The following is an 11958-nucleotide window of genomic DNA, read 5'->3' as shown; positions in this document are numbered from 1 at the left end:
AAGGGTTCAGGCCTTGCGGGAGAGGCAGAGGCGGAGGGTTTCACGGGCGCGCTCCAGACGTTTGCGGAGCGCGGCGGGATTCAGGTCGAGAAGGGAGGCGGCTTCCTCGCTGGTACGGCCTTCATCGTAGCAGACGCGGAGGGCCTCGGCCATGGGCGGAGGAAGCTTGTCGCGGCAGGCTTCCAGGCGGACGAAGATCACGGCATCCCCCTGAGGGTGCGGTGAGAGGGTCTCTTCCAAGGCGGAGAGGGCGGCCTCATCGAAGGGGACCTCGCGGGCATGGGTGCGGCAGTGCTCGCGCCACTTGTTCCGGAGGATGCCACGCATCCAGGCGGCGAAGTCGCGGGTGACTTCAAAGCGGCCGATATTTTGCCAGGCGGCGACGAAGGAGTCCTGGACGAGTTCGCGCGCGGTGGCGTCGTTCCCGGCAACCGCCCGTGCGTAGGAGAGCAGGGTAAGGTGGTGCTGACGGATCAGTTCGGAGAAGCGGCTCCTGTCCATGGGCTCGGGTGGGGATATGGCGAGGGCTTGCATGGCGTTCGACAGTTGTTGAAACCAGTGACCCCCTTTGTGACATTTTTCTTAGCGGGATGTCTGTTTGATTTGGTGGTGGGGCGGAAACGAGCAGCGGAGAGCCGGGGGAAATCGACCGCGGATTTCGCGGATGGCACGGATGGGTAGAAATTTGGAAGGCGGAGGAACTGGTAGAACTTGGATCTTGCCATATTTACTTTGCGCGACAAAGCTTCTACATGCGAAGCATCAGTTCATCTCTAAGCCGCCAATTTCTCATCGGTTTTCTTCTATTGAACCATGGATTCGGCGAAGGGCTGGCCCCGGGCGATTCGATCAAGCTGACGCTGCGCGGTGTGGGTAGCGAGGAGCAGGAGAAAGTGAACGGGAACTACAAGCTGGGCCAATCCGGAGGGGTGCGCCTTCCGATGCTCGAGACGCTGCTCAACGCGAAAGGGCTGACTCCGGAGCAATTCGCGCGGAGTGCCGAGAAGGCTTATCGGGAGCAAGGGATCTACACCCAACCGGCAATTGAGATCGAGGCGATAGTAGGTGGGGAGAAGGGAGAAGCCGCGAGCATGGTGAGCGTGGGAGGGCAGGTGAAGAATGCGGGAGACTCCGAATACCGCAAGGGGCTGACCCTGCTCCAAGCGATCAATGCCGCGGGTGGACGAAATGAGTTCGGAGGACGAAACGTGATGCTGGTGCGGGAGGGGAAGTCGTATTGGCTGGATTACTTGAATCTGAAGCACAAGAACCTGCCGCTAAGGCCGAACGATGCGCTACAGGTGGAGCAGCGCGGGGCGATCTCCGATCGGTGGAAGGGAGATGAGGCGAGTGTGAAGGGGCTCTTCGAATGATGATGGGGTGGGTTTCCCCTGCCCTGCTTGAGATGTCTTTAGAAGAGGGCGGCGGCAGGGTGTGGTCGGGGACATATTTTGTGGGAAGCGGATGGCGCTCTAGGGGGAGGCGCGAGCCGCCGGAAGGACGAGAGTCCTTCCGCTACAGGTGGGGTGCGACGGCGGTGAGGGGTGGTTCGTCCGCCTGAAGACGGGACTACTTCCCCTTGATGGCGGGCGATGTATGTGGCTTCACGGCAGCAGGGCTGCCTGCCGCAGTCCAAGGCGGCGGAGCCGCGAGACTGGGAGCAACAGGTGGATTCCTCGGCTTGAAGGCGGAACTGCCTAACCTTGGCGCCGGGCCTTCTCGCTGCGCGGAGTTCGAGGCCTTAGACGGAGATGTCGATGGCCTTCTCCGGGGAGGACGCGAGAAGCCGGAAGGACGAAGTCCATCCGCTACATGAGGGTGCGACGGCGGTGAGGGTGGATTCGTCCGCCTGAAGGCGGGACTACTTACCCTTGGTGGCGGGCGATTTACGTGGCTTCACGGCAGCAGGGCTGCCTGCCAAAAGCGGCAGCAGGCTGCCGCAGTCCAAGGCGGCGGAGCCGCGGGAATACAAGTTCCCCCGTAGTTCAGACGCCGATGGTTTCGCCGATGCGGGGGAGGAGGAGTTCGACGCCCTTTGCGGTGAAGGCGGCGTGGGCGGCGGTCTTGTCGAGCTTGATGGGCGGGAAGGTGTCGTAGTGGACGCCGATGACGGTGCGGGCACCGGTCCAGTTCGCGGCGAGGGCGGCGTCCTCGGCACCCATGGTGAAGTTATCCCCGATGCAAAGGACGGCGAACTCGAGTTGGTGCTGCTCGCCGATGATCTTCATGTCCATGGTGAGGGCGGTATCCCCCGAGACATAGAAGGAGGCGCCGCCGGATTCGACGATGAAACCCATGGGGCCGCCGCCGTAGGTGCCATCCGGCAGGACGGAAGAGTGGATGGCATTCACGCCTTTCACACGACCGAAGGGGAAGTGGAAGGCGCCGCCGGCATTCAGCGGGTGGGCATTGGAGATGCCCTTGCCATTGTACCAAGAGACGATCTCGAAATTCGCGATGAGCTTGGCACCGGTGCGCTGGAGGACCGATTCGGCATCCGCCATGTGGTCGAAGTGCCCGTGGGTGAGCAGGACGTAGTCGCCCTGGATGGCCTCGATGTCGATGTCCTTGGCGAGCTCGTTCGCGGTGATGAAGGGATCGAAGAGGAGCTTGGTGCCGTCGGCCAGTTCGACGCTGAAACAGGAGTGGCCGTAGTAGGTGAGCTTCATGCGATCAGGACATAGAAAAGGCCCGCGGGGATCAAGTTCCCCGCGGGCCCGAGCACATAAATCTATGCCGCTGGAAGCTTACTCGCCTTCCGGAGCACCGCCGGGAGCGGCACCTTCCGGCATCGGGAAGGGCAGGCCGCCGTGCGGGTTGGCCGGGGCGTCCTTGATCTCGGTGAGCTCAAGTTCGAAGATCAGGACGCTGTTCGGTGCGATCTCCGCGCTGCGGCGCTGGTCCTTGTAAGCAAGCTCGCTCGGGATGAAGAGCTTCCACTTCGCGCCGATCGGCATGGTGGTGAGAGCTTCCTTCCAGCCATCGATGACCTGGAGGGTCATCGGGACGGGGCTACCGGCGGGAGAGGCATCGAACTCGGTGCCGTCGATGAGGGTGCCCTTGTAGTTCACGAGGAACTGCTTCTCGGGCTCGCCTTCCTTCGGGGCGACGTATTTCTTGTCGCCGCCCTTGGCGAGGACTTCGTACTGGAGGCCGCTGGCGGTGGTGGTCACGCCTTCGCGCTTGCCGTTCTCGGCGAGGAAGGCCTTGCCGGCTTCGAGGTTCTTGGCGGCGCGTTCTTTCTCGCGGGTCTGGAGGAGATCGCCGAGGGCCTGCATGGAGGCCTTGAGCGCTTCTTCCGCGACTTCCGGCTTGTCGCCCTTGAACGCGGTGAGGAAGCCCTTGAGGAAGGCTTCGGTATCGATGTCTTCGGCGGTGATGCCGAACTGGCCGTAATTTTGCGCGAACTCACCGCCGGTGCGGAAGCCGAGGCCGTAGGAGGAATCGGACTTCACCTTGGCCGGGTCGATCGGGGCGGCGGGAGCGGCCGGGGTCGTCTCGGTAGCGGGCTTCTCCGCGGCACCTTCATTCTGGGCGGCCGCCGGGATCAGGGTGGCGAGGCCGAAAGCCAGGACGCCGGGAGTAAGATACAGTTTCATGTCGGCGCGGACGCTAGGGGGAGAAATGGCACTTGTCTAGCCGCCCTTCTGACCGTTTGGGGGAGCTTTTTGCCGGGTTTGGGGCGAGGTGAAGGGTGGCTTCCGGGGGTGGATGGAGGGGATACCGCGGAGGCGCAGAGATCGCGGAGGAACGCGGAGAGGAAGATGGGTCTACTGCGGATGGCGCGGATGCTGGAGAGGATGGGCGTGGATTTGGCGGAGGGGCATTTCTTCCTCCGCTGGACAGTGGCTGCCGGGCCGTGTTTGGCTCGGGAAATGAAACTTTCCGTCCTGCTCCCTGTCCTTGCGCTCGGCCTTTGTTCCTGCGGTGGCGGGGGATTCGGCGGGACGAGTGTAAGTGATTCCCCGGCGGTGCTGAATGTCTCCGGCTGGGATCCGAAGGAGCGGCAGCGCGGCGGGGCGAGCTACTCGGAGCACGATGTGTCCGCACTGCGGGTGAACGGGGCGCAGGGCTTGATCGCACGCTCGGCGAAGGGGCCGCTGCTGGATGAGAAGTTCCCGGCCTTCCTGCGGTCCACCGACCGGAGCGGGATGCTGCTGGGGGCCTACCACTTCGTAACGATGGATCAGGACCCGGCGTATCAGGCGGACTCCTTCGTGGACCGGGTACGGTCGGTGGCGCGGGCGCAGGGGATCTCGCAGCGGAAGATCCTGCTGGTGGGAGATTTCGATACGGCGTCATCGCCGGACCGGCTGGTGAAATTCATCCAGCGGGTGGAGCAGCGGACGGGTGTCACTCCCGTCACCTACCTGGAGAACAGCGCGAAGCTGAGGGCGAGCCTAAGCAATGCGAGCCCGGCGCAGAAATCGATCATCCGGCGCTCGCCGTATTGGATCGCGCTCTATAGCCCAGCAGGGACGGAGCGGAGCATGGGCGGCGCGCTGACACCGGACGGACTGATGGAGCAGTACGGGATCTGGGACGAGTGGGCGATGTGGCAGTACGGCGGTGTGATCTGGCAGGGCGGCCGCTCGCAAGCGAAGCACTACAACACCGGCTCATGGGCAAGCCCGCGATACTTCGGCAGCATGGGGCACCCGATGGAGCGGAATGTTTTCAAGGGGGACATGGGCGAGCTGAATTCCTTCTGGGACCGGCACGGGTGGGCTTGGTGGTGATACAACGGCCGCCCGATTCACCAGATGTAGCCCGTTATCCGCAGACAAGAATTGCTCCTACTCAAGGGGAGAAACCCGAGGCCCCAAAGCTCCGACCAAAGTTTGTCCAAATCGTTTCTGCCATCTTCCTGAGAGGGGACCTCGATCCAGTCGATCTCGTTATAAAGAGCAAAGGGGGCAGGAAGCATGTCCGGAAGACTATATACCAACAAGGATCCAGCCGGGGGAACCGGCTGGTAGAAAATTCGTTCGTCATCCACGAAGCGCCACCGGATCGGACTTCTCAAATTCTCCGAATTCGCAAGGACCGCGAGAACTTCGCGCCACTTGGTGTTGTTCATCAAACACGCGCGGGCACCCGAAATTCTAGCTTCAAGACGGCGTTGCCGTTCGGATTCTGGAGAACCTGAAGAGGATTTCATCTTTCTTGCGCGTTGACTGCCCAATGATGGTTGAAGATGCCCGGTCGGGAAGCCGGAGTATTGATCAGAAGTTATCTGGCAACTTTACTCCCAAGCTTCCATTCCGGAAGCATCCCCGATCCACGTTCCGAAGTAGGGCAACTCCGCGCCCTCGCGCCACATGAAAACGAAGAAGGGTCGGTCGAAATGGAAATCGCGGGGAGTCATCGGCGGTGGCGGCGGCGCTTCGCCGAAGGGGTCCGCACTGAGTTCCACTTTCGCACGAACCTTCGCCCCCTTTTCGGTTATCTTGAACTTCGTCCGCTGCTCGGCCTTCACGATCGTGTAAGGAACGCTGGTGCCGGGATGGAATCGCAGCCCGTCAAGCGCCGGGAGGAAGTCGGCCCGAGCCTCCAGATCGAGGTAGGGGATGCGCAGGTCATCTTTATCATGCAGCGAAGGATCCGTCGCTGAACCATGCTCGCCCTTCAGCCGCTCCTTGCGCCAGCCCTGCAGCTTCGTGCATGCGGCGCCGAAGCTCTCGCGCTCCTTGGGGAGATAGAGCACCAGCGACTCCTTCTCATCGGAGCGGATCTCCAACGCATGCGAGTCCGCGTCCCGCGAAAGGATCTTCACCATTCCGCCGAAGCCGCCCGAGAGATTCCCGCGCACGCCGAAGAACTTCACCGGTTGCTCCCTCTCCTCACCCCCGCGGAACGCGAGTGGCATCGAGGTGGAGCGGTGGAGCGGCTTCAGGAACTTCAGTTCGCGATCCAGCAAAGCCAGCACCAGACGGCGGCCGGGCCGGGCGTCCGGGTGTTCGGGCGCTGCGGAGAACGGGCCTTGGGCGTCACCCGTCATGCGTGCGGCTTCCCCGTTAGCCATCGCGACGAAATCCGGAGTGGCCGCTCCCGACCAGACTTTCCACTTCCCCTCCGGCATGACCGACCCGGCCTGCCACTTGAAGGCATCGAGACGCGCCATGAGCGCATTGGGTGGCTCGACCTTCACCGGAACGCCGCCCAAGTCGGAGTTCATCCGGTCCCATGCGGCTTGGAAAAGAGGAGTCCAGACCACGGTCCGATCGGTGGCAAAGTCCTCATCGGGGTGAGCCACGGAGAGGACATCCGCAGCATGGACGCCGGTGGAGAGGCCTGCCACTGCGGCCCATTTGACCCAAGGCGAGGAGCGCTTGCGAAGGATCTTCATGGCAGCAGGTCTATCTGATATGTTGAGAAATGTCGTCCCAATTCAGAGATGCCCTTCCTGGACACCGGGAGCGATGATTTCGTTCGCGAGCTTGTTATGGAATTCGAAGAGGTCGGTGCGGCGATCGGTGACGGGGGTGACGCTGCCATTCAGGCGGGAGCGATAAAGGTCCGAGATGTCGAGATCGGTGACGAGCATGGTCTCCACGTTCGGGTCGGCTTCGGCCTGGATGCCATCGCGGGCGAACTCGAAATCGCTGGGGGTGAAGACGGCGGCACGGCCGTAGTGGATGTCCATGGCGGGGACATCCGGCAGATTGCCGACGACGCCTGCGGTGGCAACGTAGATCTGATTCTCGATGGCGCGGGCGGCGGCGCAGAGGCTGACGCGGAGGTAGCCCTGGCGATTGTCCGTGCAGTACGGGATGAATAGTATTTCCACGCCGCGATCGGCGAGATAGCGGGCGGCCTCAGGGAACTCGACGTCGTAGCAGATCAACACACCGATCTTCGCCTTAGGGGTCTGGAGCACGATGAGGGAGTCACCGCCGGAGATGCCCCACCAGGTCTTCTCGGAGGGGGTGATGTGGAGCTTCGGCTGGGAAACGTGGGTGCCATCCGGCTTGAAGATCATGGAGGTGTTCTCCAAGCGGCCATCGGGTTGAGCGACGGGATGGGAACCTGCGATGAGGTAGAGACCCTGCTGGCGGGCGAGGCCGCTCATGAGTTCGATGAACTGCGGGGTGTATTCCGAGAGCTTGCGAATGCCCTCCCGCGAGCCGAGCGGCGGCAGGGCGCTGAGGAGTTGCACGGTGAGGAACTCCGGGAAGACGACGAACTCCGCGCCATAGTCCTCCCCTGCCGTCTCAACGAAGTAGCGGACTTGGTTCGCGAAGTCATCGAAGTCGGTGACCTTGCGCATGTGATATTGAACGCAGGCGACGCGGACCTTGTTACTGGTCTCATCGTTGGCCTGGAACTCCGGGTTGATCCATTCGATCAGCGCGGCGTGATCGCGCGAGCGGTGATCGTGGAGGTAATTCGGCATGATGCCGCGGACGGCGAAGCCTTGCTTGATCTGGAAGCCAAGGACGGGGTCCGGGATCTTGCCGTCCTGCACCTGCCAGACGTATTCCTCCGGAGTGAGGCGGGCGGCGTGTTCGTCGTAGTGCCAGAGGCGGGCGCCGGCGAGGATGCGGCGGAGATTCAGGCGGCGGCAGAGATCGCGGCGGGCGGAATAGAGCGCGGCACCGACGCCGAACTTGCGGGCATCGGGATCCACATAGACGTCCGCGCCGTAGAGGGTGTCGCCCTGGGGGTCGTGATTGTAGAAGTAGCCGTCGTCGGTGATGCCGTCGTAGGTGTGCTTGCGGAGCGGATTGCGCCCGAGCGAAACGATGAGGGAAGAGGCCACGCCGAGGATCTGGCCGTCTTTCTCCGCGAGGAGCTGGCCCTCCGGGAATACGTGAATATGCGAGCGGAGGTGCTTCTCATTCCACGGGCCGCCGGCATCGCCTTCCTGCGGGAAGCAACGGCGATGGAGGGCGAGGATGGCGGGAATGTCGGCGACGGTGGGATTGCGAACGAGAACGGAGCCCAGCTTGGTTTCGTGGTCTTTCGGCGGCACGAGCTAGATCTAGTGCCTGTGAAGGCGGGCGCAAAGGATTTGAGATGTTTGGGCGGGAGATGGGTGTGGGGATTCTTCGCCGCAAAAAGGCGCGAGAAGGCGCGAAAATCTGGAGAGAGATCTGAGCGCGCATGGGATTATCGGCGGTGAGGGTGCTTCACGGCAGCAGGGCTGCCGCAGTCCAAGGCGGCGGAGCCGCGGGAGAAGAGGCGGTAAGGTGAGGCGGAACGAAAGATGGCTTCGTCCGCTTGAAAGCGGGACTACATACCCTTGGGCGGGAAGCCGTAGGGATGGCTTCGTGGCAACATGGTGCTCGGGCTGAAAATCGTTACGGCCGGCACGGGGGTAAACCCAAGAAACCCCGTGCCGGCCGTATTTTGATCGGCTGCTACAAACTGGAGTGAAGAAACCCAAGAAATCACTCCGCTCGCCACAGCCTATGTGGGTCCATTAGAAGCTGCGGTCGTGCCAATTCACGTCCAATAATAAGGAAAAATCGTCACATTGGGGACGATTCTCCGGCTACTATGAATGCCGCGCATCGATCGGCGGCGTTTGCTTGCCGTCCACGATTTCACGCACGTCCTCGTCGGACAGATCGATGCGTTGGTAGACGCCTTTGGCGGCATCGATCATGGCGACGGCGCTTTCGCGTTCGTCGTGGATGACTTCGATTTCGAGGGCGCGGAGTTCTTCGATCTCGGCGGCGAACTTGGCGCGGGCGAAGATCACGATGCCGGGATTGTGTTCGCGGACGATGGGCACGGCGGCCTTGGTGAGCTCCACGGCGGGGAAGGTGAAGGCGACCATGCGGGCGCGGCTGATGCCGGCCAGATCGAGAGCTTCCGAGTGGGAAGCATCCGCGAAGAGGACGGGCTGACCGGCGGCCTTGAGCGCGCGCACGGTGTCCGAATTGAGCTCGAGCACAAGGGTGTCCACGGCACTCTGGCGGAGGGCTTCATTGAGCGAGCGACCGACGGGACCGTAGCCGCAGATGATGGCGTGATCGGAGATCTCCTTGATCGCCAGAGTGGGGGTGAGGTTTTCCCCCACGGTTTTCTTCTTCGGCTTGAAGAAACCGGTGCCTTCCAGGATGCGGCCGGCGTGACCGCTGCCGCGCATGAGCAGGGGCACGGTGGCCATGGTGAAGGCGGCGCAGCTGAGGAGGAGCTGCTGGATGGAGGGATCGGCCGGGCGGTAGTCGGCAGCCTTGCCCAAGAGCACCAGCGAGAACTCGCCGGAGCTGGAGAGGGCGGCGCCGGTGAGGAGGGCCGGGCGCAGGGGCAGCTTGAAGAGGCGGGCGACATTGAAGGCGATGGTGCCCTTCACGATCAGGATCAGGATGCTGAAGCCGAGGATGCGCATCCAATCGTTCATCACGATGCCGAGATCGATCTGCAGCCCGACCGAGACGAAGAAGATCGCGAGGAAGAGATCCTTGAAGGGCATGATGTCCGCCATGATGCGGTGGCGGTAGATCGACTCGCTGACGATGAGGCCGGCGGCGAAGGCACCGAGTGCGGGCGAGAGTCCGAGCAAGGCGCCGAGAACCGCGACACCCGCGCAGAGGGCGACGACAGCCAGGGTGAAAAGCTCGCTGCTGCGGGTGCGGGCCACCGCGTGGAGGAGCGGGGTGATGCCGTAGCGGCCGAGCAGCATGGTGCCGCCGAGGAAGAGGATGCCCTTCCCGAGCGCGAGCGCGATATCGCCGCCGATGGACCCCTCCCCTTTCCCGAAGAGTGCGGGCAGGATGATGAGGAAGAGAATGACGACAATGTCGTCGAAGAGGGCGATGGCCAGGGCCGTTCGAGCCGAGGGATTGTTCGGCTGCCCCATGTCCTGGAAGGACTTCATGGCGACGGCGGTGGAACTGAGCGCCACGGAGACGGCGAGGACCACGACCTCCGAGGCGGGACGGATGCCACAGAACCAGCAGATGGCTCCGCCAATGGCGGAGATGGTTCCGACCTGGATGCCGCCGCCAATCAAGGACACGCGCCAGAGATGCTTCAGCTCGCCGAGGGAGAACTCGATGCCGAGCGTGAACATGAGCAGGATGACGCCCATCTCCGCGAGGTGGGCGATGACGCCATCCATCTGGGTATCCGCGCTGCCGAAGGAACCGAGCAGCGAGGTATTCGCGATGATGATCCCGCAGATCATGTAACCCACGAGGAAGTTCTGTTTCAGCCGGTGCAGCAGGAGGGCCATCAGCACGGCCATCAGGAGGACCATGCTGATTACACCGAAGAGGGGCGAAACATCCGCCGCCCCGGCTGCGAGAACCGAAAAAACAAGCATCGTGGCAGGTTTTCCCGGCAGAGCGCAAACCCGCCAAGGAAAAAGGCTCGGATTGGGAAATTTCGGGGGAATCCCACTCAGGGGCGCTCGCGCTTGGCCCGCTCCATCCACGGTGCCCAAGGGACATCGCCCTTTCTCAAACGTGCCGATAGGTCGGGTGGCAGCTCGGAGAGCTTGGTCCAAAAGACGATGGGCCGCCATCGTCCGGGAGTGCCGAACTCAAGGTAAGCCCGGCCACCGGCGGTGCCGATGTAGGTGGTCCAGCAGGCGCTATTAATCTCCGTGATTTGCTCCGCCTGCGCCTCGAAGGCTCTTCCGCTCAATTTCCGCAGACACCAAAGCTGATCGACCAGCACCGATACCGTAAAGAAGGCGATCACAGCCAGTAGCACCTTGAGGGGTTTCTTCAGCTTCGGCGGGACGGTCATCGCGCCAGCCTAGGCGCCTCCCCGCAAGCGACAAGGAGTTCGTGGTGCGAGCGAATCACCATGCGGCCACGGCCATCTTCCACTTCGGGAAGGGATCGGGGAAACGCTTCGGCCAGAGGTGCTCCGGGGTGGCGAGTTCTTCCGGGGTGAGCAGGGCGGCATCGAGCATCGCGGTGAGAGCGGGGCGATCGAGATTGGTGCCGATGAGCACGATCTCCTGGCGGCAATCACCATTCGGCTCGCGCCAGACGCGGTCGATATGGGTGGTATCGGCGGGCCAGTGATCGCGGGGCACGACGGACCAGAAGTGGCCGGCGCATTCGTAGCGGGCCATGCCGCCGGCTTGCGACCAGTAGCCGGCGAGCTTCAGGCGGGTGGCGAGCCAGAAGACTCCCTTCGAGCGGATGACGCCGGGCCATTCGAGCTGCAGCACCTCATGGAAGCGCTGCGGGTGGAAGGGGATGCGGCGCTCGTAGACGAAGTTCGAGATGCCGTATTCCTCCGTCTCCGGGGTGTGCTCGACCAAGGAGTCGAGCCAGCCGGGGTGCTGTGCGGCTTTCTTGAGATCGAAGCGACCGGTGCCCATCACCTCGGCCAGAGGGACGGCGGAGTTCACCGTCTCGACAATCCGGGCTTGGGGATTGAGGGCGCGGATCATGCCGTGGACGGTGTGGAGTTCGTCGCTCGAGATAAGGTCGGTTTTGTTGAGGAGGATCACATCGGCGAAGTCGATCTGATCGCCGAGAAGATCGACGATGCTGCGCTCGTCGTCATCGCCGAGTGCCTCGCCGCGATCGTCCAGACTCTCGTGCGAGCTGAAGTCGCGGAGGAAATTGAAGGCGTCCACGACAGTGACCATGGTATCGATGCTCGCGATGTCCCCCAGCGAGCGGCCTTGGTCATCGGTAAAGGTGAAGGTCTCCGCGACGGGCATGGGTTCGCTGACACCGGTGGATTCGATGAGCAAGTGGTCGAAGCGACCTTCGCGGGCGAGCTTGCCGACCTCCACGAGAAGATCCTTGCGGAGGGTGCAGCAGATGCAGCCGTTGCTCATCTCGACCATCTTCTCCTCGGTGTGGGAGAGGGCGGCATCGCCATTGCGGACGAGATCGGCATCGATGTTCACCTCGCTCATGTCGTTCACGATCACGGCGACGCGTTTGCCCTCGCGATTGCGGAGGATGTGTTGAGCAAGGTGGTCTTCCCGGCGCCGAGGAAGCCGGAGAGAACGGTGACGGGAAGCTTGTGATTCAT

The 11958-nt window shown here is 62.7% G+C and carries 10 protein-coding genes and 1 pseudogene; 2 read left to right on the top strand and 9 right to left on the bottom strand.

The genetic code is table 11. From position 1 onward, the window contains the following. Positions 1 to 6 precede the first annotated feature (6 nt). Positions 7 to 501, bottom strand: coding sequence for an RNA polymerase sigma factor (locus OJ996_RS02530; protein ID WP_264510812.1), 495 nt, complete (start codon positions 499 to 501; stop codon positions 7 to 9). 305 nt (positions 502 to 806) lie between these two features. On the opposite strand from OJ996_RS02530, the gene OJ996_RS02525 reads away from it, so the two are divergent. Beyond that, positions 807 to 1373: a polysaccharide biosynthesis/export family protein gene (locus tag OJ996_RS02525; RefSeq protein WP_264510811.1), complete on the top strand. Its 567-nt coding sequence runs from the start codon at positions 807 to 809 to the stop codon at positions 1371 to 1373. A gap of 612 nt (positions 1374 to 1985) precedes the next feature. Here OJ996_RS02525 and OJ996_RS02520 read toward each other — a convergent pair. Beyond that, positions 1986 to 2669, bottom strand: coding sequence for a metal-dependent hydrolase (locus OJ996_RS02520; protein ID WP_264510809.1), 684 nt, complete (start codon positions 2667 to 2669; stop codon positions 1986 to 1988). 78 nt (positions 2670 to 2747) lie between these two features. Further along, positions 2748 to 3599, bottom strand: a complete 852-nt coding sequence (locus tag OJ996_RS02515) for an FKBP-type peptidyl-prolyl cis-trans isomerase N-terminal domain-containing protein (RefSeq protein WP_264510807.1) — start codon at positions 3597 to 3599, stop codon at positions 2748 to 2750. A 276-nt stretch (positions 3600 to 3875) separates the two neighbouring features. Here OJ996_RS02515 and OJ996_RS02510 point away from each other — a divergent pair, with 276 nt between their 5' ends. After that, positions 3876 to 4739, top strand: coding sequence for a GH25 family lysozyme (locus OJ996_RS02510; RefSeq protein ID WP_264510805.1), 864 nt, complete (start codon positions 3876 to 3878; stop codon positions 4737 to 4739). A 17-nt stretch (positions 4740 to 4756) separates the two neighbouring features. Here OJ996_RS02510 and OJ996_RS26500 read toward each other — a convergent pair whose 3' ends face one another. The 6 genes and pseudogenes from OJ996_RS26500 to zigA form a co-directional block, all read right to left on the bottom strand. After that, positions 4757 to 5080, bottom strand: coding sequence for a DUF6678 family protein (locus OJ996_RS26500; RefSeq protein ID WP_425605539.1), 324 nt, complete (start codon positions 5078 to 5080; stop codon positions 4757 to 4759). A gap of 165 nt (positions 5081 to 5245) precedes the next feature. After that, positions 5246 to 6349 carry a serpin family protein gene (locus OJ996_RS02505; RefSeq protein ID WP_264510803.1) on the bottom strand — a complete coding sequence of 368 codons (1104 nt, stop codon included), beginning with the start codon at positions 6347 to 6349 and terminating at the stop codon, positions 5246 to 5248. Positions 6350 to 6391: 42 nt separating this feature from the next. Then, complete coding sequence (locus tag OJ996_RS02500; protein WP_264510801.1) at positions 6392 to 7975, bottom strand: bifunctional GNAT family N-acetyltransferase/carbon-nitrogen hydrolase family protein; 1584 nt, start codon at positions 7973 to 7975, stop codon at positions 6392 to 6394. A 525-nt stretch (positions 7976 to 8500) separates the two neighbouring features. After that, entirely contained in the window at positions 8501 to 10276 is a 1776-nt protein-coding gene (locus OJ996_RS02495; protein ID WP_264510799.1) for a cation:proton antiporter, read from the bottom strand. 77 nt (positions 10277 to 10353) lie between these two features. Continuing rightward, complete coding sequence (locus OJ996_RS02490) at positions 10354 to 10704, bottom strand: hypothetical protein (protein ID WP_264510797.1); 351 nt, start codon at positions 10702 to 10704, stop codon at positions 10354 to 10356. Positions 10705 to 10759: 55 nt separating this feature from the next. Beyond that, positions 10760 to 11958, bottom strand: a pseudogene (zigA, locus tag OJ996_RS02485) (zinc metallochaperone GTPase ZigA).

The sequence above is a fragment of the Luteolibacter rhizosphaerae genome, from assembly GCF_025950095.1.
Lineage (GTDB): Bacteria > Verrucomicrobiota > Verrucomicrobiia > Verrucomicrobiales > Akkermansiaceae > Haloferula > Haloferula rhizosphaerae.
Note: the sequence above shows the minus strand (reverse complement) of the source record. Positions and strands in the feature narration are given on the sequence as shown.